Annotated in this window: 17 protein-coding genes and 4 pseudogenes; 18 read left to right on the top strand and 3 right to left on the bottom strand. The window is 67.7% G+C overall.

Features of this window, described 5'->3' with window-relative positions:
- Positions 1-715 precede the first annotated feature (715 nt).
- From ACFV1J_RS06515 to ACFV1J_RS06495, 5 genes and pseudogenes are all read left to right on the top strand, one after another.
- Positions 716-1,510 (top strand): GntR family transcriptional regulator, encoded by a 795-nt coding sequence (locus tag ACFV1J_RS06515; RefSeq protein WP_385856118.1) that lies wholly within the window; start codon positions 716-718, stop codon positions 1,508-1,510.
- A complete protein-coding gene (locus ACFV1J_RS06510) occupies positions 1,507-2,175 on the top strand; it encodes a YdcF family protein (RefSeq protein WP_385856117.1) in 669 nt (222 codons plus the stop codon). The genes ACFV1J_RS06515 and ACFV1J_RS06510 overlap by 4 nt, the downstream gene beginning before the upstream one ends.
- A 332-nt stretch (positions 2,176-2,507) precedes the next feature.
- On the top strand, positions 2,508-2,996 hold the full coding sequence (locus tag ACFV1J_RS06505; RefSeq protein WP_385856116.1) for a TIR domain-containing protein: 489 nt from the start codon (positions 2,508-2,510) through the stop codon (positions 2,994-2,996).
- Positions 2,942-3,304: pseudogene (locus ACFV1J_RS06500) on the top strand (HIT family protein); the annotation flags it as partial. The gene ACFV1J_RS06505 and the pseudogene ACFV1J_RS06500, both read left to right, overlap by 55 nt.
- Before the next feature lie 27 nt (positions 3,305-3,331).
- On the top strand, positions 3,332-3,853 hold the full coding sequence (locus tag ACFV1J_RS06495) for a hypothetical protein (protein WP_385856441.1): 522 nt from the start codon (positions 3,332-3,334) through the stop codon (positions 3,851-3,853).
- Positions 3,854-4,204: 351 nt separating this feature from the next.
- Here ACFV1J_RS06495 and ACFV1J_RS06490 read toward each other — a convergent pair whose 3' ends face one another.
- Positions 4,205-5,119, bottom strand: coding sequence for a TIR domain-containing protein (locus tag ACFV1J_RS06490; protein ID WP_385856115.1), 915 nt, complete (start codon positions 5,117-5,119; stop codon positions 4,205-4,207).
- A gap of 123 nt (positions 5,120-5,242) precedes the next feature.
- On the opposite strand from ACFV1J_RS06490, the pseudogene ACFV1J_RS06485 reads away from it, so the two are divergent.
- Together ACFV1J_RS06485 and ACFV1J_RS06480 are read left to right on the top strand one after the other, a co-directional pair.
- Positions 5,243-5,399 (top strand): annotated as a pseudogene (locus tag ACFV1J_RS06485) (transposase); the annotation flags it as partial.
- A 571-nt stretch (positions 5,400-5,970) separates the two neighbouring features.
- A complete protein-coding gene (locus ACFV1J_RS06480; protein WP_385856114.1) occupies positions 5,971-6,144 on the top strand; it encodes a hypothetical protein in 174 nt (57 codons plus the stop codon).
- A gap of 143 nt (positions 6,145-6,287) precedes the next feature.
- Here ACFV1J_RS06480 and ACFV1J_RS06475 read toward each other — a convergent pair.
- Positions 6,288-6,986, bottom strand: a pseudogene (locus tag ACFV1J_RS06475) (DUF6928 family protein).
- Between the two features lie 1,191 nt (positions 6,987-8,177).
- Between ACFV1J_RS06475 and ACFV1J_RS06470 the strand changes: the two are divergent.
- The 4 genes from ACFV1J_RS06470 (at position 8,178) to ACFV1J_RS06455 (ending at position 12,288) form a co-directional block, all read left to right on the top strand.
- Positions 8,178-8,561, top strand: coding sequence for a hypothetical protein (locus tag ACFV1J_RS06470; protein WP_385856113.1), 384 nt, complete (start codon positions 8,178-8,180; stop codon positions 8,559-8,561).
- A 959-nt stretch (positions 8,562-9,520) separates the two neighbouring features.
- Positions 9,521-10,114 (top strand): hypothetical protein, encoded by a 594-nt coding sequence (locus tag ACFV1J_RS06465; protein WP_385856112.1) that lies wholly within the window; start codon positions 9,521-9,523, stop codon positions 10,112-10,114.
- The gene (locus ACFV1J_RS06460) at positions 10,114-10,932 is read left to right on the top strand and encodes a hypothetical protein (RefSeq protein ID WP_385856111.1); all 819 of its coding nucleotides are present in this window, start codon (positions 10,114-10,116) and stop codon (positions 10,930-10,932) included. Before ACFV1J_RS06465 ends, ACFV1J_RS06460 begins: the two co-directional genes overlap by 1 nt.
- 570 nt (positions 10,933-11,502) lie before the next feature.
- Positions 11,503-12,288, top strand: coding sequence for a class I SAM-dependent methyltransferase (locus ACFV1J_RS06455; protein WP_385856110.1), 786 nt, complete (start codon positions 11,503-11,505; stop codon positions 12,286-12,288).
- A gap of 131 nt (positions 12,289-12,419) precedes the next feature.
- Here the strand turns inward: ACFV1J_RS06455 and ACFV1J_RS06450 are convergent, their stop codons facing one another.
- Complete coding sequence (locus ACFV1J_RS06450; RefSeq protein WP_385856425.1) at positions 12,420-13,355, bottom strand: bifunctional DNA primase/polymerase; 936 nt, start codon at positions 13,353-13,355, stop codon at positions 12,420-12,422.
- Between the two features lie 842 nt (positions 13,356-14,197).
- Between ACFV1J_RS06450 and ACFV1J_RS06445 the strand changes: the two genes are divergently transcribed.
- The 7 genes and pseudogenes from ACFV1J_RS06445 (at position 14,198) to ACFV1J_RS06415 (ending at position 21,486) form a co-directional block, all read left to right on the top strand.
- Complete coding sequence (locus ACFV1J_RS06445) at positions 14,198-14,506, top strand: hypothetical protein (protein ID WP_385856109.1); 309 nt, start codon at positions 14,198-14,200, stop codon at positions 14,504-14,506.
- Between the two features lie 363 nt (positions 14,507-14,869).
- Positions 14,870-16,216 (top strand): acyl-CoA dehydrogenase family protein, encoded by a 1,347-nt coding sequence (locus ACFV1J_RS06440; protein ID WP_385856108.1) that lies wholly within the window; start codon positions 14,870-14,872, stop codon positions 16,214-16,216.
- A 143-nt stretch (positions 16,217-16,359) separates the two neighbouring features.
- Complete coding sequence (locus ACFV1J_RS06435) at positions 16,360-17,556, top strand: bifunctional MaoC family dehydratase N-terminal/OB-fold nucleic acid binding domain-containing protein (protein WP_385856107.1); 1,197 nt, start codon at positions 16,360-16,362, stop codon at positions 17,554-17,556.
- Complete coding sequence (locus ACFV1J_RS06430; RefSeq protein WP_385856106.1) at positions 17,556-18,932, top strand: acyl-CoA dehydrogenase family protein; 1,377 nt, start codon at positions 17,556-17,558, stop codon at positions 18,930-18,932. The genes ACFV1J_RS06435 and ACFV1J_RS06430 overlap by 1 nt, the downstream gene beginning before the upstream one ends.
- Positions 18,929-19,258: pseudogene (locus ACFV1J_RS06425) on the top strand (MaoC family dehydratase); the annotation flags it as partial. The gene ACFV1J_RS06430 and the pseudogene ACFV1J_RS06425, both read left to right, overlap by 4 nt.
- Positions 19,259-19,506: 248 nt before the next feature.
- On the top strand, positions 19,507-20,826 hold the full coding sequence (locus ACFV1J_RS06420) for a lipid-transfer protein (protein ID WP_385856105.1): 1,320 nt from the start codon (positions 19,507-19,509) through the stop codon (positions 20,824-20,826).
- A 126-nt stretch (positions 20,827-20,952) separates the two neighbouring features.
- Complete coding sequence (locus ACFV1J_RS06415) at positions 20,953-21,486, top strand: SigE family RNA polymerase sigma factor (RefSeq protein ID WP_385856104.1); 534 nt, start codon at positions 20,953-20,955, stop codon at positions 21,484-21,486.
- Positions 21,487-21,532: the final 46 nt, after the last annotated feature.

Genomic DNA, 21,532 nt, shown 5'->3' with positions numbered 1-21,532 from the left:
GGGGCCGCGCGCCGTTGCGGAACCAGCCCATTCCGGCTCCCCTCAGCCCCGCCCGTGCGAGCCGCCCCGTGAAGGGGCGCCCGGACGGGCGGAGGAGGCAACCGGCCGCAGCGTCGCCGCGCTGCGGGGCGAGATAGGGGTGGACCGGAGTAGTGCGGGCGCCGCCGAGCGGTCCATCACGGCGGCGCCTAGGTATGCCGTCGGTTCACACCGACCTCCCACAAGCGCAGGGACACGGCTTCACCTGTGCGCCGCTGCCACGGAGCACTGGTCCCGAGCCGAGGATTCGGGCGCGTCATCGTTGCTGCTCTGACGCCAGCAGGGCGGCGCATGTCAGGTGGCAGCCTGGAGGCTGACCGCCGACAAGGGCGGGATGACCTCCAGGCTGTTCTCCAGAGCTGGCACGCGGACAGGACAGGCTCGCCTGCCACTAAGTGGCCGCCGGCGGCCATCACCCGGGCCGTTGCGGGGACGGGGAGTTCCACCCCGTCGACTTGGCACGCTGTTCAGTTCTGAAGGAACGAACGCTTCCTTCAGGCCCCTGCAAGAGGCCCTCCGGGCGACGCTGATTGCGCATTTGTGCAGGCCAAAAGAAGGCCCTTAGCGCACGCTGTCCTGGGACTGCGGTTCGCCGAGTAAGACCATGGCGCACAGTCCTAGGACTGTCAACAGTCCTGGGACTGTGTTTCACTGGCCTTGTCGAGAGGAGTTCCGGATGGCGCCCAAGTGGAGAGAGCTGGCCGACCGGCTGGCCGAACGCATCAAGGCCGGGGCGTACGCCCCGGGCGAGCAGCTCCCGCAGATCCGGGATCTTGTCGACGCGGGCGAGGGCTCTAAGTCGACCGTTCACCAGGCATACAAGGCGCTGGAGGCCGAGGGGCTCGTTACGTCGTCACGCGGACACGGCACGATCGTGCGCCCACAGACGCCACTCAAGCGCTTGGGGATCGAGCGATACGACAAGGCCAAGTGGCGCGACGGGGACGAGGTCGCGTTCATCGCCGACCGTGTGGCTTCGGGGCGTGCGTTTCGCCGTGGTGAGCAGACGCAGACCGTTAGCCGCGTGGAGGCCCCTCCCGCAGTGGCTGCTGCCCATGGCCTTCGAGAAGGGGCCGAGGTCTATGCGCGGGCACGACTCGTGAAGGAAGGCGAGCAGCCCACGCACACGCTGACCAGCTATTACAGGCCGGAACACGTGGAAGGTACGCGACTTGTGGACCCGACCCCGGGACCGGCCGGCCGCGGGGGCGGCTTTCGCGTGCTGTACGACAACGGCTACGAGATCGATCACATGCGGGAGGACCTGTTCGCACGGGTCCCCACGCCGGACGAGGTCAAGCTCCTTCGGCTTCCGGCGGGAGAACCTGTGGTGGAGCTGCACCGGACGACGTACACAGCTGACGGCACCGTGGTCGAGTTCGCGATCGGCGTGCACGCGGCTTCACGCTTCGCGTGGTCCTATGACTTCAAGGTTCCGGACTCAGCGCGGGGCGAGGAGGATGGCGGATGATCTCGACGCAGGCACGGGAAGACGCCCAACTGCTCTGGGACTTCCAGCAGATGCACCACGAGTTGCGGCCCTGCTCGGTCGCAGTTGGCCTGGGCAGTCACGACCTTGGGGTGGCCGACACCGCCGTGGAGCTCTATTGGCGCGGCCTGATGCCGATCGTCGTCTTCACCGGCGCCACAAGCCCCACGACGCGGGAGCGAATGCCGCGGGGGGAGGCTGTCCACTACAGAGAACGCGCAGTGGAGCTGGGCGTTCCTGACTCAGCGATCCTCGTCGAACCTCGCGCCCGTAACACGGGGGAGAACATCCGCTTCTCACGGGCGTTGATCGAAGGGGCTGGTATCGACGCCTCGTCGGTGCTGCTGATCAGCAAGCCTTACGAGGAACGGCGCGCGTACGCCACGGCCCGAAAGCTCTGGCCGGAAGTGGAGATCGTCAGCGCTTCCACCCCCATGACCTTCGACGACTATGTGGAGTCGATCGGGGATGCTCGCAAGGTGATCGACATGCTGGTTGGTTCTTTGCAGCGGTTGCTGATCTACCCGCGGCAGGGCTTCATGATCAGCCTGCCCGTACCGGACGTCGTGAGGGCAGCTTTCGATCGGCTGCGCGATGAAGGCTTCACGAGCCGGCTCGCGCCTGACAAGGCTGGCCCTTGCCCCTGAAAGCCGGGTATGAACCGGGTCTGGCGGCTCCGACTGCGTCGCCAGCACCTTGAGTTACAAACTTCTTCACTAGCTCAAGTGCGGCTCGCTCCGCTCCCCGCGCGCGGCCCGGCCCCCGGCCGGGCCTGCGCTCCTGTCTCCGCCCCGCTCCAGCCCGGCCAGCGCCCGTGCCGCGCGCACAGCAATCAGCCGCGTGATACCAGAGTTGCGGAGACGACGGCCGTCAAGTCCTCGTATCCTCCGCCCGAGCCATTTGACGTTGTCGCCCAAGACGTCCGAGACCACAGCTAGAGTCACAGCCAGCTACTCGGCACTCTCAGACCGGAGGTCCCATGGCCAAGTCAGTCTTCTATAGCTTCCACTATGAACAAGACGTTCATCGCGTCCAGTTGATCCGCAACATCAACGCCCTCGCGGGCCAACCCTTGCTGAATCCACAGGAGTGGGAGCAGGTACGCCGAAGGGGCGACCAGGCGATCAAGAACTGGATCCACGACGAGATGGCTTACAAGAAGGCTGTCATCGTCTTGATCGGCAAATACACGGCCACCCGACCCTGGGTGATCTACGAAATCGAGAAGGCGTGGACTGACAAGAAACCACTGCTGGGAATCCGCATCCATGGGCTTTCGTCCCTGGGAACCGTCGATAGCGCTGGCTCCGACCCATTCGCAAAGGCCGACGGTGTGGGCTCGGTACCGATCTTCGACCCCACCACCCGGGACTGGTCCGGGAAAATTGACAGCAAGGCAACCTACAAGAGACTGTGCGACAACCTGGAGACCTGGTCGAGCCAAGGAGTGACCAAGCGATCGTGGTAGGTTCAGCCGCTTGTCCGTTCTGTGCGATCGTCGCCGGAGATGACTCCAGCGCCAGGGTGGTGTACCGCAGCTCAGAGATCACTGCCTTCTTCCCATTGGAACCTGCCACCCAGGGCCACACCCTGGTTGTGCCCAACCGTCATGTTTCTGACCTCACTGACCTGACCCCTGCTGAGAGTAGCGACTTGGGTAGAGCTGTCCTACGGACAGCGCGCGCGATACGAGCTGGCCTATCGCCTGATGGGTTGAATGTGATCCAGTCAACCGGAGCGGCCGCCACCCAAACCGTTCCCCACGTTCACTTCCACCTGGTGCCTCGCTGGTCCGATGACCGCATGACCCTACGCTGGCCGACAGGTGCGGCCGAAGATGACCAGGCTCAAAACCAGACCCTTGCCACAATCCAGGGCGCACTCCTCGGCGAGACAGATGCCCTCTCGGCCGAGGACCGTCGTCAGCATCTATCATTCATCCAAGCGGTGATCACCCGCATGTCGCAGGCGTCATCATCCTCCAAGTCATGGCTGCTTCCGATCGTAACCGCGACCTACGGATATGCGGTCACCGGTAAATCAATCCTGGTGGCACTGCTCGGCTGCCTAGCTGTCCTTGTCTTCGGTGTTCTCGATGCCAACTACCTCAAGCAAGAGCGCGCCTTTCGCAAGCTTTATGACGAGGTGGCATCAGGCCGCCCCATCCCAGTGTTTTCTATGAATCCGACTTTGGCTTCACCAGCGGGCACCGGCGCCAACTACTGGCCCGATTGGCCGGATGTGCGCTCGTGGGCGGTCGCTCCCGTTTATGGGCCCTTGCTACTGTCCGGTCTGGGCCTAGTTGTCTGGCTACTCTGCCGCTGAGATGTCGTTAACTGGGTGAGCTTGCCGTATCCGATGAAAGCTGTGAACAGGCCGACTGAGGCGAGGAGGGTTTCAGCTTGAGTCCTCCTCTAACGGCCCGACGAGGGGCGGCAGCAGGCGGTGACTGCAGGGCTAGACGACCTGGTGCGCGGCGAGCAGAAGCGCCACAAGTGCAACCCCGCGCACTGCATCGGGAGACTACCGAAGGCCACTGCTGCGGTCACGGCGCGCGACCGACCACTGGTTCATCAGCTCGGGGAGCATTGAGCCTCCCACAGGGCTGATCGCGTGTGCTGCTGATAGATCAATGCGGTCTTCTCGGAGGCCTGCCCGGCGATCCACAAACCGGGCTCACTCCTGCTGCAATTCAACCTTGAACCGCTCGACAAGGTCCTCTTCCAGCGGGCGCGAATCGATGTACTCCAAATAATTCCAACCCCGAACATCAACGTGGGCTTTCGAGCCTTCTTTGATCAGAGTAACGACTGTCTTTCCTTTCCCCCTTGCGTAACCCAACTCGAAATACACATTGGGTCGCTCAAGAGTGAGGTCAGCTACCACCAGTCGGGCAGATTCGATCTTTTCGAGAATTGTTTCGGTGACGCGGAAATCGCGCTTCAGGTCTTTTACCCTCTCGGCGGTCATTCCCACGCGCCGCGCCGCCGATTCGATCGCGGAAAAGGTCGGCTCCATAGCCGGATCAAAACTGATCACCACGAAAACATAGTTCCCTTCCATTTTAGTCGCAAGGGGTGGCCGACGTGTATCGAACCCCAACCTCTCCAGAGTTCGACTCAGAGTATCCTCAATGATTTCCTGAACATTGAGCTCCTGCGCAGGTAGAGGTTCAGCAGAACCACTCCATCTCTCAATATCTGTGGCTAGTTGGCTAACGGCCGCAGGGGTATCGAAGTTAAGATCGACTGCCTGAATTTCCGCAAGGGCCGGAGGGAGATCAGCGAAAGTCGCGCCATTCACCAACACCGGAATTACCCTCTTGGAGCGCATAAGCGCTACTTGCCATTCGCGCGTTACCCACTCTGAAGCAAGCGAGGAAGGCGAGATCAGCACCAGAATAACTTCAGCGCTTTCGAGAGCTTCAGTGATCACCTGCGTCCACTGGTCACCGGCTTTCAGCTTCCTGTCGGACCAGACGTCGATCCCCGTCAAGGCGAGTTCTTGTTCCAGTCTCCGAGCTTCTGTTGCATCTTGCGCGGCGTAACTCAGAAAAACGGAGGGATTTTCACTATTTCGCCCGCCACTCATTTATGCGGCCTCCTTAGCTGTATAGAGCCGCCACTTTAGCACTCTCGGGTGCTCCGAATAGAGACTTCCCTTATTTACCCACGGAGGCGTTGGCGCGGCGCCATGAGCTGATGTTCGTGGGCAGTGATCGAGCCGTTGATCGCTCCGCCATGTATGGGTAAGCCTGTGCGGGACCAGCGCCAGATGGTCAACTGGGCTTGTGGGAGCTGTCCACGGTTCCGCCTGGCGGGACCTGCCAGAGCAGCATGGGCCGTGGAAGAAGGTCTACGAACACTTCCGCGGAGCAGGCTCGCGATGCCCTTAGCTGCCCAAGCTGAGGGCTCTGGCATCGTCGTCGCGGGTCGGTCGTCACGACTTGCTCTGGTCGACGGCGTCAGGAGCGTGGCTGAGGCCGGCCGGGGGTGCAGCGAGGCATACGCGCGCTTGGTCGGTCGGCGTCCTCGCCGTCGTGGCTGACTGTCGTCGGCTGAGGTTCGGACGGGCCGCATCGAAGCTGCCGCCGTCAGTCGAGCGCGGACCTGTAACCCGTAAAGCTGGGCCGTCCCTGGGCCGTCCGAGGCCGCTCGACAGTGGCCAATAACGACCAACGACGACCACCAGACGCACGATCCCACCACCCCTGACCAGCAGAAACCCAGCTCATCAAGATCCCCGGCAAGACCCAGGGCAAGAAGAAGTAACACGACGCCATTGAGCCCCCGATCTGCAAGTTCTTCGCGCGGCGGGGGCTTTTTGGTGGACAGGTGAACACACCGCCACGATGACCACCGCCCCACCAACAGACGTGGGAAGCGCGGTCCGCCGACGCCCACGCGGGAAGAGGTGCGCGGCCAGCGCTAGCAGGTCACCTCATGGCCATCGACGAAGCCCGACCGTCGGTTAGGTCCCGGACGATTCTCGGGGCCGCCCCCAGACAGGCCGGAATTGCAACCATGCCCTTCAGAGCTGGAACCCCCGAAGCCGACCGCGCGCTTGAGACCATAGACGCCAGCACTGACACCGACTCGCCAGCGATCGACCGTTGAGCGGTGAGTGTCTAACTGCGTGACAATGCCGACGAATAACGGCGGACGGGCGCGAACGTCAGCGGACCATCAGCGCAGGTGAGAGCCGCACCAGCCAAGGCAGCACCGGCGCCCAAGTTGCTTCGGGACGAAGAGGTCGTGAGCTATACGCCGTCGTTCTCGACCAGCAAGCCGTCAGGCCCAAAGGTGTAAAAAAAGCGCGGCGGTCCTATGGCTTCCCCAGCGCCTTGCAACGCGGCTTCCTTCTTCGCGGGACCAGAGCCGTATGGATCGCGTACCCGGAAGTCGTGGAGTCGGATGTGGTCCGCGTTGACGTCGTCCTCCTCGGGGCGGCCCTCCTGGACGAAGCCGCAGAGGGCTCGCAGTGCGTCTTCTCCCAGTTCCAGGGGGTGGAAGGCAAGCGGATAGGGCTCTTCGTCTTCGTCTGGCCAGGGGATGACGTCGGCTGAGCGGTCTCCGGCCTAATAGGGCAGTTCGAATGGGAACGGTTCGCCGATGTTCTCCATGACGCCGTCGTCCGGGGACAGACTGAGGGAGCGGACGAGCCGGCCGTCTTCCCACACGGCGAACGCAAGCCAGTCGACGACGCTGTGCATGTTGTGCAGGACGAGCCGTCGGCCGGCACTTGCCGCCACAAGGTGCTCCGGGAGCTGTGTGGGAAGGTCGATCATCATCCCCCGATCACCGACGACCTCCACACCCGGCCAGGAGCCCGCATACACCGTCCCTTCCGGGGGGTACACACCGTCCGACGGAACTGAGCCCTCGCACTCCTCGATTCCCCTGCCCGGGTAGAGCCGCCGCATCATCGTGGCAGTCCGATTACGGTCCGCCGCCCCCACTCGTCGCAACAACTCCGGTACGTCGCTGTCGGCGTACACCAGCAGTCCCGTCTTAGCTCCCAAAGCCCCTCCCAGAGCAATCCCCTTGATGGCAGACGCACCATAGCCACCCGCACTGACAACGGAGGCGCACCACAAGCGCACCAGACCCAGCGGGGAGCAGCGGGGAATCACGGTGAAAGCAGCCGAGGCCGACAGGGCAGCGGCCAAGATGTTCGCCCAGGTCAGCACCCGGACCAGGCGCGAATGAACGCAGCTTCCCAAGCTGAGGGTTCCCGCCGTCGTCACGGCCGGCCATGGCCGCTTGCTCTGGTCGACGACAAACCCCGGTAGCGCGGTTGAGGCCGGTGGGGGTACAGCGAGGCACACGCGTGCGTGGTCGTTCGGCGCGCTCGCCGTCGTGGCTGACTGTCGTCGGCTGAGGTTCGTGCCACTGCCGCGCCAGATGCAGGGGTCAGCCACGGTCAACGCCGGTGACTCTCGGTCGAGTTCTCGGCAGCCTGACCAGGTATCGAAGCGCCAGGTCAGCGCCCCCACTCCCCGCCCTCTCTCCTGAAGCGGTGCTTGTGACGGGCAGATATGGGTGAGGCTTAGCTACGTCGCCCTATCACAACGGCGTCCGTGGCGTCGAGCGATTCGCATCTCTCACCCACCGAGCGCTAGCGTCTCTGTGAGCCACCGCCGAGGAACGCCCGCAAGGGTCCCGCCAGCCGGACACGAGTAGGACCGCCACCTGCTCCGCCGCCCCTCGTCCTCGGGAGGGGCGGCCCATGGTCCACCTATGTCAGCTCGCGCGGTCAACCAGTTCCGGCAACAGAGTTGGTCACTCCTGCCTCTAGGCCGGCCGTCAGGTGCCTGAGCCTCCTATCCGCAGGCAGCGCGCTACCCCCGGGGGCTCGATTACTACGAAGGCCTCCGTCCAGGCGGCGGCCCACGCGATGTCGAAACCGATCAGCGGTCACCTCCTTACGTTGAGGGTTGCACCGCCAAAGCGCCCTCAATTCCTGTCGCGTCAGTCATTTCCTCGGATACCGTCCTCGTATGGATCAGGGTGTAGCGGGTCTTGTTGGGGCCGCCGTTGGTGGCGCAGTTGGCGTAGTGGGCTCAATCGGTGCGGCGTGGCTGACGGGACGGGGACAGCGACGGAGTCAGCACGAACAGTGGCTGAGACAGGTACGCAGAGATGCTTACGTGCACTTCGTTGGCTGCCTGCATCGAGTGGATCGGGATGTCCGACTGGCAGAAGCGACGCTCTTCTCTGACCATGAGCAGGCAGGAGATTTTTGGCCTGAGTCGATGAACGAGGCTGGCGATGCGATTACCGCCGTCATGCTTGAGGGCCCGGACGAAATTAACGAGTTGGCCCTCAACGTCTTCTACCTAGTGCAGGAGTGGTTGCTGGCGATACGACTCACCCGCATTGAGCCGCCAGAGGCCCGGCAAGACGCCTGGAACCCGCCCAGTACGGACATCGGGTACGCGATTGACCAATTCACTCTGGCAGCCTCCCGCATCCTCCGGGACCCCAACCAAGGCTTGAAATCTGCCTCAGCTCGGGAAGTCTCGCCCCTGTAGCCGTCCCAGCCCAAGAGGTTCGACTCCGTGCAGCCGCATGCGCCGAAGTCGGATTGCAAAGACCCCGGCATGCTGCGCTGCGGAATACGCCGTAGCCCACACGTGGTAGGTGGAACGGCTGCGGAGGGCGGCCAGAGCAGCCACGGACGCCTCGTCTTCACCGGCCAACAGATGCTCCAGCACATGCCGTTCCGGCCGTCTCTGGCCGACCGGCAAGAGCTACGGATCAGAACGCTTCTGACATCCACGGCTGACATCAACAACGCCGGACGAGGGCGTACGCCAGCGACTCCGTCCGGCCGTCCCACCAATCGCCTGCCGCAGCCGAGGCGGGCCCTGATCGAACTCCTAAAGCGAGTGTCCGCGAGCTCTGCAGGTACGCAGCTGGCCAATGCCCGCATAGAGCAGGCGCCATGGGCCATGCGCGGGCCAAGGACGCGAATTGAGGAGTACTGACGGGCGTCCGTACAGGCCAGAGCTGCATCGTCGCGTGCCAAGGCAACGCTCTTGAAAACTGTCGTGGCGGCAACGTCACCGTGGGTTCAAATCCCACAGCCTCCGCCGAGGTAGATGGCCCCTGACCAGGGAATTCCCGGTTGGGGGCCGCTTCCTTTCCCGATGGTCGATGGTCCGTGGGTGACCGCTCTTGGCCTCTCTTGGCCGCGTTTGGCCGTCCTGTCTGGCACGGGGCTGGCACGCATGCAGAAGGCATGGCTTGGTTCCGCTTGGACGTGGTGGGCCGGTCGGGTGTTGGTGGTGGGCGCTCGGTAGGGGGAAACCTGCAAGCTTCTGAGCCGTGGCTTTGGGCAGGGGTCGCCCCTCCCTACGCACCCCACGCAACCCAACCCGGGGCGGGGCCTGCAAGTACTTGGCGAAGCCGGCCAACTTGGTGCTCGGGCTCATGCTTTGCTCTGTATGAAGGCTGCCCTCCGCCTGGCTACACCCCGTACCCTCTTGTCATGGGATGGTTAACGGCCGCCTTTTGGGGAGCATTTGGTGGCTTCGCGATGGAGGCGCTCGACTTCATCCGAGCGGTCCGGTGGCATCGCAAATGTCCATGGCACATCCAGTCGGCTTCTTCGGACCTGGGCCAGCCACCTGCCGATAGGCATGTACGGCCTGGAGAGGAGAACCTGCCCGCTACGGGCTTCGGCGCCTACCTGGCTGCCGCGGTCTTTCGGATCGTGGTCTCCGGGGGTATCGCGGGCGCAATCGCGGCGAGCGCCCCCGCAGGATCGCTCACGCCGTGGCTGTCGCTCATCTCGGGTGTGGGTTCGCTGATGATCTTGGAGCGGGTCCTTACGTTGATCCCCTTGCTGGTCAGATATGGCAAGGATGCCGTGGTGGGAATGGTGGAGGCTCACCAGGCCCAACAAGCACAGCAAGCACAGCAAGCACAGCAAGCACAGCAAGCACAGCAGCAGTCGCAGGCTCCGCCGCCCCACGGACCACCAGCCCCCGGACCGGAAATTTCGGGCGGTCCTTCCACAGGCCGTGCAAGCACCGCGTCTCCAGCTCAGCGGGATCCGGGCCCGGGGGAAGTGGTTCAGTGATGGCGATCGCAGCAGAGTCCTTTGCCGGTCGTTTCTTGGCCGCCGTCTCCCGGCGTGGACCGGCGTTCCACCCTCCGCGGTCTACCGGACCGCACAGCGGACAGCCTCCTCGCACGTTCATCCGGCGCTTACACCTCATTGCAGCCAGCGGCGCCCGCCTGCGCATGTGCGCGAAGCGGCTGCGTGCGGAGTTGGTCGAGCTGCCGGCTGAGACCCGAATCAAGACCAGGGATGCCCTGCACGAGCTGGGCTACGGCATCGCTCGGTTTCAGGCGTTGATCCAGCGGCTGAGCCTGCACGTGGATTTGCAGTTCGACGGCGTGGTCAGCAACCCGAATTTTGCTCAGGGGTGCAGAGCTCTGAGCGACGATGTGCGTGCACATTGGGACGACCTGCAGGAGCAGATGCGCGGGCGCTTTACTGAGCTAGGGGCGAGTGGCGTCGAGGACGGGCTAATGGTACTTCTCTCCGAGGTGGGAGATGAGGTGCGCATGGGCCTGGCTATGCTCCGCCGGGAGCGGTACGTGCGTCTGGTCGGGTTTTCCGAGGCCCTATCGCGATTGCGCGCCATCGACGAGGTGCTGGCTTCCGTGCAGCACTTCATCGAGTCTGCTGCTAATGACTTCTCCGGTGCCGACTTGACGGGAGTCGACCCCGGCATTGCTTATCTGGCTTGGCTGGAGTGGGATGAGGCGACGCGCTGGCGGCCGGGCTGGGAGGACAGAATCCGGCGGATGTCGGTGGAGCGTGCACCGGGAAAGTTCGTGATCCAGCCGATGGATGTGGAGGAGAGGTCGGGCCGGCTGGCGGACGCGTAGCCGCTCAAACTCTTTGCTCTCATCGACATATCCATCTGCCTGGGGCTGTCCTGTCTCAACGAAGTTGATCGTCCTCGCGCCGCAGACCTTGCTGGACGTGATTCGGTGAGGCGCATGTACGGGGTTCGTTGAGACAGGGCAGGAGCCGTATGTTCTGGTGAGCGTTCCCCCGCCGAGCACCGAGACCTTTTACGGCTGGTGACGCCGCAAGCGCAGCCACGCTTGCCGGGTGAAGTCCGTGGCCTCGTCGTATGCCTGCTGCGGAGATGTGATGTCCCGGCCCGGCCCGAGGTCGCTCCTTCATGCCGGTGATTCACGGCATTCAGGGCTCTATTGGCTGCGCGGTTTCGTGCGGATGCTCCGGTTCGGATTGATCCTGAGCCTGTATGCGGGTCGCTTCCGCTGCTTTGTCAGCGCTGAGTTGAGCCCATGTGGGGCTGCGTAGCACCTCACCTGATCTCACCCCGTTCCGCTGCGCTCGTAGGGGGGCGTATTGGCGGCTGAGGGGTGGTGTGGGGGCGGGGGATAAATGGGTGGCACTGGGGCGGCACCTGGGGGAAGTGTGGAGGTATGGATTCTATGCGTGGGTTTGAGGAACTGGTTGCCGAGGCGGAGGCCGTTTCGGTGGCGGGGTGGGATTTTTCGTGGTTGGAGGGGAGGGCTACTGAGGAGCGGCCCTCTTGGGGATATCAGCGGGCGATGGGGGAGCGGTTGGCGCGGGTCGGGGCGGCGCTGGATATCCAGACGGGCGGTGGGGAGGTGCTTGCCGGGGTTCCGAGATTGCCGCCGGTGATGGTGGCCACGGAATCTTGGCCGCCGAATATCGCCAAGGCCACCGCGTTGCTGCATCCGCTCGGTGCGGTCGTGGTGGCCGATGAGGACGAGCCGCCGCTGCCGTTCGGTGATGCGGCGTTCGATCTTGTGACGAGCCGTCATCCGGTGACCGTGTGGTGGGAGGAGATCGCGCGGGTGCTGCGGCCCGGTGGCACGTACTTCTCTCAACAGGTGGGGCCGGCAAGCGTTTTCGAGCTGGTGGAGTACTTCCTTGGGCCGCAGCCTGAGGAAGTACGTCGGGCGCGGCATCCCGAGGACGCACGGCGGGCGGCGGAGGCGGCTGGGCTGGAGGTGGTCGATCTGCGGGCCGAGTCGTTGCGGACCGAGTTCTTCGATATCGGGGCGGTTATTTATTTTCTGCGGAAGGTGGTGTGGATGGTGCCCGGGTTCAGTGTGGAGCAATACCGCGACCGGTTGCGGGAGTTGGATGAGGAGATTCGTCGGGAGGGGGCGTTCGTGGCGCATACGACGCGGTTTTTGATTGAGGCGCGGAAGGCAGTTTCTGGGGCTTGTGGGGAGTGAGTTGGGGGTGAGTTGCAGGCGAGTTGGGGGGAGGGGCCTTTCGTGCGTTGCCGCGCCTCCCGGGTCGGGTGGGTGCTGTCGGGTGGCGGCAGAGGATCGGCGGTGACACCTGGTAGAGGGGGTGGCGCCGGCTAGCGCTGGCGGGAGGCTGAGGCGATGGTTGCGCGGGCCTCGTGTTCGGAGAGGCCGGTGTGGCAGGCGGCCTCGGTCAGTCGGGCGGCGAGCTCCGGGCCGAGGCCGTCCTCGTAGGCGCGGCAGGCGGCCCAGAAGAGACGGGCGTTGCGCTGGCCGACCGGGGAGGAGCGTACGAAGCGTACGAGCGCTGCGGCGGGCTGGGGCGGGACGTCGGGTGGAGGCTCGTGGCCGTGGCTGTGGCCGTGGCTGTGACCGGCACCGGCACCGGCATCGGCACTGGCGCCGGCGTGAGGCGGGGAGGGGTGGTGTCGGGTGGGCGTGGGCGGGGGCGGGGCCGTTAGCAGGGTGAGTAGGGCGTCCGGGACGGGGGTCGGGCGGTCCGGGGCGTTCGGTGCGAGGACGTATCGGCCGTGGGCGGTGAGCGAGCCGGGGCCGACCAGATAGCCGCCCGTTCCGCGGACGTCGATACCGGGGGCGAGGCGGCCGACCGAATTCGGGACGGGTGGGGTCGGTGGGGACGTCGGGGACGGTGGGGACGTCGGGCCGGAGAACCAGAGGTGCAGGCCGCCGCTGGGGGTGCGGACCGTGATCGTCGGCGGGACCGGGAAGTCGTGCGCCTCGGCGAGGAACAGCAGGGCGGTGAGGCCGTCGGCGCCGTTTTTGGTGTCGAGGTCGAGGCCTATGAGGTGGTGCGGCGGCAGCCCGCAGGCGATGCCGTAGCCGGTGGCCCAGGGGGCGGCGGCGAACATGCGGCGGATGGTGAACGGGTCGGTGCTCGCGTCGTGCACACCGTGCCCGAGGCGGCCGCAGTCGCCGTGGCAGGGCGGCACCTCGGGATGCCCGCGGTGCGGGGAACGGAGGGCGGGCAGTTTGGCGCGGGTGAGCGGGATGACGGGATAGCCGCGCTCGGCGGCGATCAGTGCCTCGGCCAGGGCGGCGGTGTGGGCGTCGGGGGGTGGGGAGAGGGCGGGGGACGCAGCTGAGGCGTGGGCGTGGCCTTGGGCGTGGGTGGGGGAACTGCCGGTGGCGGGCGGGGGCGAGGGGGCGGCGGTGGGTGCGGCTTGCCTTCGTGCGTCGGTGGGTGGGTGTGGGCGGGCGTCGGCCGGTGGGTGTGGGCGTCCGTCGGTCGGGGTCGGGGCCGGGGCCGGGGGCGAGGAACGCCTGTCGGTCGGTGGGTGCGGGCGTCCGTCGGCCGGTGGGTGCTGTTGAGCGTCGGCCGGGGCTGGGGCCGGGGGCGAGGAACGCCTGTCGGTCGGTGGGTGCGGGCGTCCGTCGGCCGGTGGAGGCAGTCGCCCGGCGGATGGTGGCTGTGTTCGGCTGGCGGGCGGGGGGTCGGTATGGCGTAGGTGCAGGGGTGCCATGGAGTTATTTTCGTACGAATGTTCGATGAAGGGAAGGGGGGCGTGCGGGAGGCGGTTCGTGCGCCGGGTGGCTGGGTTGGATGGGTGGGGTGGATGGGTGGGGTGTGCGCCCCGGCGGGGGAGGGGTGTCGGCGGGCTGCGCCCTTGTCGCGGCGTGGAGAGGGGGGTGAGGTGATGCAGCGAGGGTTTACCTGGGGGTCCTCATGCTTGCGAGGGAATCGGGCCTTCGTGGCGGATTCGCGGGGAATTCGTGGGCAATCCTGAGGTCGCGACGTCGCGGCAAGCATCGTGGTGGCCGGCCAACTACCCGATGGACCAACGGAGTTCCCGCAATTGACCAGCCGTGGATCAAGCCTTATGGGCCCGGTCCGGCAGGTCGGATCCAGAAGTTGTGTTCCGTAGGAGGAATTCACATGGCAAGCACCCGTACTGCCCGCGTCCTCGCGCTGGCCGCCGCACTGCCCTTCGCGGCGGCGCTCCTTTCCGGCGTGGCGCAGGCTGACAACGGCGGCTTTGCGAGCAACGGGTCGAATGCGGCGTCGACGAGCCAGGGGGGCGTACTGATCGGCGACGACAACCACGGCAATGCGACCAACGGCCAGCAGGTCGCCAACGGTGCCGGCGCCTCCAACCAGAACAACACCGCGAGCGTCAACGGTTCCGGTTTCACGACCATCGACCAGGACAACGCCACCGTCAGCTTCGGGAACAACATCGGCTGACCCGGGGCCGCCGTATGGGGAGAGGCGGCTTACCGAGGGGTGATACGTCGAGGTCGGCGCCGAGGGCATGGGCTGCTCTGGGGTTCACCGCACTGGCCTTGACAGTGAGCGGGTTTCTGACGGACAGTCAGGAACCCGCTCACTTGTGTGTGCGGGTGGGGCGGCCGGGTTGCCTGGCCGCTGGGCCGCTGGGCAGCTGAGCCGCCGGGTCGTTGTGTCCAACGGGGGCACGGGCTACCGGGTCACCGGGCTCCAGGGTCACGGGGCCGCCGGACTGCCCGACGGGCCGCCGGACCGGGGGAGTGCGGGCCGGCGGCGTGCCCGACCGCCGGACCGCGGGCTACTGAAGGGGAGGCCGTCGACGTGTACCTCGCCCCCACCGCGTGCCAGGAACGCCTGCGTGCCGAACTCCGCACGTACTTCCGGGACTTGATGCCGAACGGGGCGCCGGAGCGTGCCGACGCGCAGCGTGCGGTGCTGCGTCGGATCGGCGCCGACGGCATGCTCGGCCTCGGTTGGCCGACGGAGTACGGCGGGCAGGGGCGCGGACCCGACGAGCAGTTCGTCTTCTTCGACGAGGCGTACCGTGCCGGCGCCCCGGTCTCCATGGTCACCCTCAACACCGTCGGTCCGACCCTGATGAAATACGGCACGCGGCGGCAGAAGGAGTTCTTCCTGCCGCGGATCCTCCGGGGGGAGCTCGTCTTCGCGATCGGCTATACGGAGCCGGAGGCCGGCACCGACCTCGCGGCGCTCCGTACGCGGGCGGTGCGCCGGCCGGGCGCTGGTTCCGTGCGCCGGCCGGGCACCGGTGGTGTGCGCCAGCCGGGGGTCGTAGATGTGCGCGGGCCGGGCGGCGGTACGGAGGGGCGGCGGGGGCCGGGGGGCGAAAGCGGTGGTGGGGCAAGGAGTGGAGCCGGTAGCGGGGCCAGTGGCGGGGCCAGTGGCGGGGCCGGTGGCGGGGACGGTGGGCACTGGGTGATCGATGGCGCCAAGGTTTTCACCAGTAATGCGCACCAGGCGGACTGGATCTGGCTGGCCTGCCGTACCGACCCCGAGGCGCCCAAGCACAAAGGCATTTCGATCATCCTCGTGCCGACCGATGCGCCGGGCTTCTCCTGGACGCCGATCGAGACGGTCGGCGGGCTGCGGACCACCGCCACGTACTACGACGACGTACGCGTCCCGGCCGGCAACCTCGTCGGTGAGGAGAACGCCGGTTGGCAGCTGATCACCAACCAACTCAACCACGAGCGAGTGGCGTTGGCCGCGATCGGGATGCAGGCCGAGGATGCGTACCGCGCGGCGCTGGAGTACGCCCGGACGGCCGACCCGGAGACCGGCGAGCGGCCGGCGGACCGTCCGTGGGTCCGGGCCCGGCTGGCCGAGGCGCATGCCCGGCTGGCCGCGACCCGGCTGCTGAACTGGCGGCTGGTCGGTGAGGTGGGCGCCGGGACGCTCGGACCGGGCGATGCCAGCGGGGTCAAGTTCGCCGGGACGGAGAGTGCCGTTGAGGTCTACCGGATGTGCCAGGAGGTGGTCGGCGAGGCCGCCCTGGTGCGGGCCGGTTCGCCGGGCGCGTACGGGGACGGCGAACTGGAGCGGATGAACCGGGCGGCGCAGATCAACACGTTCGGGGGCGGCGTGAGCGAGGTCCAGCGGGAGATCGTCGCGACGATGCGGCTGGGGATGCGGAGGGGACGGCGATGACCTACGGGCGAAGGGCCTCCGGGCGAAGGGCCTCTGGGCGAAGGGCCTCCGGGGATGCCCATGGGCGGGGAGCCGCCGGGGATCCTTACGAGGGGACGGCCACCAAGGGCACCGGCACGCCAACGGCCAGTAAGGGCACCGGCATGTCGGCGGCGACTACTAGGGGCGCCGGTGCATCGGCGCCCACCGGTGGCACCGGCACGCCAACGGCCACCGGTGGCACCGTCGTGTCGGCGGCGACCACCGGTGGCACCGGCACGCCAACGGCCACCGGTGGCACCGGCACGCCGGCGGCGACTACCGGGGCCGCCGGGGACCTGTACGAGCGGCTGAAGGCGTACGAGGGGCGGTCCGCGGCCACCGCCGGTGTCGGGAAGGACCCGGTCAACGCGGCGATGATCCGGCACTGGTGCGAGGCGATGGGAGACGCCAACCCGGCGTACGAGGGGCCGGACGCGATCGCCCCGCCGACCATGCTCCAGGCGTGGACGATGGGCGGGCTCTCCGGTCATCAGGGTCGTTCGGGGGCGCACGACGAACTGTTCGCGCTGCTCGACGGTGCCGGCTACACGGCCGTAGTGGCGACCGACTGCGAGCAGGAGTACCTGCGGCCGCTGCGGCCGGGTGACCGGATCACCTTCGACGCGGTGATCGAGTCCGTATCGGAACGCAAAACCACCAAGCTGGGGGCCGGCCACTTCGTCACGACGCGGATGGACGTCCGGGCGGGCGGGGAACTGGCGGGGACGCACCGCTTCCGGATCCTCAAGTACGCCCCGGCCCGGACGCCGGCGCGGGGGAAGGGGCCGGCACCGGCACCGTTGGCCCAGCCCCAGCCCCAGCCCCAGCCCCAGGCGCAGGCGCAGGCGGAGGCTCCAGCGCAGCCCCAGGCCCAGGCGCAGGCGCGGCCGCGGCCGGTGATCAATCGGGACAACGCGGGGTTCTGGGAGGGCGTGCGCCGGCACACGCTGCTGATACAGCGCTGCGGAGGGTGCCGGACGCTGCGCTTCCCCTGGCTTCCCGGATGCCAGGCGTGCGGCTCCCCCGAGTGGGACACGGTCGAGGCGAGCGGTAACGGCACCGTCTACTCGTACGTGGTGATGCACCACCCACCCTTCCCGGCCTTCGACCCGCCCTACGCGGTGGGGCTCATCGAGCTCGCCGAGGGTGTGCGGATGGTCAGCAACGTGATCGGCGTGCCCCACGACAAGGTGCGGATCGGGATGCCGGTACGGCTGGAATTCCTGCGGGTGGACGAGGAGTTGGAGCTGCCGGTGTTCCGCGGGGATGAGGAGTTCGTGCTGCCGGGCGCGCGTCGGGCGGGGAGGGCGGAGGGCTGATGGACTTCACGCCCACCGAGGGGCAGTCCGCCGCCCAGCAGCTCGCGGCGCGGATCTTCGGCGACCTCGCCACGCACGAGCGGCTCGCGGCGGCCGGTACCGCGTCGGACGCCGCGCTCTGGAAGGCGTTGTGCGCGGCCGGACTGCCGGCGGCCGTCGAGGAGATCGGGCTGCTGGGGCTGGCGCTGGTCCTGGAGGAGCAGGGCCGCACCACCGCGCAGGTACCGTTCGCGGCGACCTGCACCTACGGCGTGCTGGCCGTCGCCCGGCACGGTACGGCGGAACAGCGGGCACGGCTGCTGCCCGCGCTGCGGGACGGCACCGCGGTGGCAACGGGAGCGTTCCCGGCGCGCGGCGCCACCACGGCGACCACCGGTGTCGCCACGGCGGCCACCGGTGCCACCACAGCGGCTACCGGTGTCGCCACGGCGGTCACTGCTGTCGCCACGGCGGCTCCCGGTGTCATCACGGCGGGTGCCTCCCGGCAGGCGACCGTGGACGGTACCGGGCGGCTGACCGGAGTCGTCCCCGTCGTTCCCTGGTTGCGCGACGCCACCCACGTACTGGTCCCGGACGCGGAGCGGGCGCTCTGGCTGGTGCGCGTCGCGGATGCCCGGGTCGAGCCCGTGGAGACCACCGCGCCCTGGTCAGCGGGACGGCTCACACTCGACGGGACGCGCGCCGAGCGGTTGGGCAGGACGCGCGCCGAGCGGCTGGACGGGACGCGGGCCGAGCGGTTGGCCGGGACGCGCGCCGAGCGACTGGGCCGCCCGCGAGGGGACGGCTCCACGGCCTCCACCGATTCCCCCAACTCCACCGACTCCACCGACTCCACCGACACCACGGCCTCCCCCGACTTCCCCGCCTCCCCCGCCTCCACCGCCTCCACCGACTCCGCGGACCGGCGGCCGTCCCCGTACGACGACGTGCTGGCGTGCGCACGCGTCGCCTTCGCCGCCCTGCAAGCCGGGGTCTGTGCCGGGGCGCTGGCGCGTACGGTGGCCCACACCACCACCCGCGAACAGTTCGGCCGCCCGCTCTCCACCAACCAGGCCGTCCTGCTGCGCGCGGCCGACGCGTACATGGATACCGAGGCCATCCGCGTCACCACCTACGAGGCGGCCTGGCGCCATGACGAGGGGCTGCCGTACGACGGGCAGGCGCTGACCGCCGCCTGGTGGGCGTCCGAGGCGGGCCGGCGCGTGGTGCACACCGGCCAGCATCTGCACGGCGGCGTCGGCGCGGACCTCGACCACCCCGTCCACCGGCACTTCCTCTGGGGCCGCCAACTCGACGCCCACCTCGGCTGCGGCGCCGAACTCCTGGAAGAACTCGGCACCTTGCTGACCGATCCGCCGACCGAGGAGGCCGCATGACGCGGGAAGAGCGAAGCGGAAGTGTCCGGGCCGGTGACGTACTCCCCGCCCTGGAGATCCCGATCACCCGGACGCTGATCGTCGCCGGCGCCCTCGCCTCCCGCGACTACCAGGACGTGCACCACGACGTCGAGCTCGCCAAGGAGAAGGGCTCCCCCGACATCTTCATGAACATCCTCACCACCAACGGGCTGGTGGGCCGCTACCTCACCGACCACTTCGGCCCCACCGCCGTACTGCAGAAGCTCGCGATACGGCTCGGCGCCCCCAACTATCCGGGCGACACCATGACGTTGACCGGAACGGTCACCGAGGTCGACCCCGACCCCAACCCCGTCACCTGTACCAACGGCGACTGCGACGGCGACTGCGACTGCGACTGCGGCGGCGGCAGCGACGGCCACGGCCACGGCCACAGCCACAGCCACAGCCAAGGAATCACCGCTCACGTCCGCCTCACCGGCACCAACGCGCTCGGCAACCACGTCACCGGCACGGCGACCGTCCGTCTGCCTCCGAGCGGGGCCGCCGCCTCCCGGGCATGCTCGTCCCGCCTCTCCCCGGAGGGCGCCGTATGAGCCTGCACCGTCCCGACGCGCTCTCCGGGCGCGCCGCCATCGCCGGGATCGGCGCGACGGAGTTCTCCAAGGATTCCGGTCGCAGCGAGCTCAAGCTCGCCGTGGAGGCAGTGCACACCGCGCTCGACGACGCGGGGCTGTCCCCGGGCGACGTCGACGGTCTGGTCACCTTCACCATGGACACCACCCCGGAGATCACCCTCGCGCAAGCAGCGGGCATCGGGGAGCTGTCCTTCTTCTCGCGCGTCCACTACGGCGGTGGCGCGGCCTGTGCCACCGTTCAGCAGGCGGCCCTCGCCGTCGCCACCGGAACCGCCGAAGTCGTCGTCTGCTACCGGGCGTTCAACGAACGCTCGGGCCGCCGCTTCGGTACCGGTGTCCAGGAACGGCAACCCTCCGCCGAGGGCGTGGCGCTCGGCTGGAACCTCCCCTTCGGTCTGCTCACCCCCGCCTCCTGGGTCGCGATGGCGGCGCAGCGCTATCTCCACACCTACGGCCTCACCCCCGAAGCCTTCGGTCATGTCGCCGTCACCGACCGCCGGCACGCCGCCCGCAACCCGGCCGCGTACTTCCACGGCAAGCCGATCACCCTCGCCGATCACGCGGCCTCCCGTTGGATCGTCGAGCCGCTGCGGCTGCTGGACTGCTGTCAGGAGACCGACGGCGGTCAGGCCCTCGTCGTCACGACCCCCGAGCGGGCCCGTGACCTGCGCCGCCCGCCCGCCCTGATCACGGCCGCGGCCCAGGGCGCCGGCCGCGCCCAGGAGCAGATGACGAGCTTCTACCGGGACGACCTGACCGGCCTGCCCGAGATGAACGTGGTCGCCCGCCAGCTCTGGCGCACCTCCGGGCTGACCCCCGCCGACATCGACGTCGCCATCCTCTACGACCACTTCACCCCCTTCGTCCTCATGCAACTGGAAGAGTTCGGCTTCTGCGCACCCGGTGAGGCGGCCGACTTCGTCGCCGCGGACGCCCTTCCGCTGAACACCCACGGCGGCCAACTCGGCGAGGCGTACCTGCACGGCATGAACGGCATCGCCGAAGCCGTCCGGCAGCTCCGCGGCACCTCCCCCAACCAGGCCCCGGACGCCACCCACGTCCTGGTCACGGCGGGAACCGGCGTACCGACCTCCGGACTGATCCTCAGCCGTGACGGCGCCGGCGCCCCAGACAGTCCCCCAACCCATCCCTCGGCCAGTCCCCCAGACAGTCCCCCGGCCCATCCCTCGGCCAGTCCCCCAGACAGTTCCCCGGCCCATCCCTCGGCCAGTCCCGTAGCCAGTTCCCCGGCCCGACCCCCGGACGGTCCCTAGGGGACCGCCGTGCCCCCTCCCCCCAGAGGAGGTGAGTGCCGCCCGCTCCGTACAACTTGAGGGGGAGACCGCTTCGGCACCTGGGACCGATCCGCCCACACCCCCCTCGCTCCTAGCGTGGGAGCCATGACCACGCCTGTGTGTACCAGCGCTTCGACCGCCGCTGTGTTCCCCAGCTTCTCGTCCTACGTACGGGCCCGGGGGCCGGTCCTGCTGCGCGCCGCGCGGTCGCTGTCCGCCAACCCGAACGACGCCGAGGACCTCCTCCAGACCGCCCTGGCCAAGACCTATGTGGCCTGGGAGCGGATCGAGGACCACCGTGCGCTGGACGGCTATGTCCGCCGCGCGCTGATCAACACCCGTACCTCGCAGTGGCGCAAGCGCAGGGTGGAGGAGTTCGCCGTCGACGAGCTCCCCGAGCCCGACCCGCTGCCGTGCCCCGACCCGGCCGAGTTGCAGGGACTGCGGGACGCGATGTGGCGCGCGGTGATGCGACTGCCCGCGCGCCAGCGGGCCATGGTCGTCCTCAGGTATTACGAGGACCTGAGCGAGGCCCAGACCGCCGAGGTCATGGAGGTCTCCATCGGCACGGTCAAGAGCGCCGTCTCCCGCGCCCTGGCCAAACTCCGCCAGGACCCCGAACTCGCCATGATCGCCTGACGGAACGGCGGAGAAGAGGGAAGACGGCCGGGGGAGGCCGGAAAAC

The sequence above is a fragment of the Streptomyces sp. NPDC059649 genome (genome assembly GCF_042734445.1).
Lineage (GTDB): Bacteria > Actinomycetota > Actinomycetes > Streptomycetales > Streptomycetaceae > Streptomyces.
This window is presented reverse-complemented; position numbering and strand designations above follow the sequence as displayed.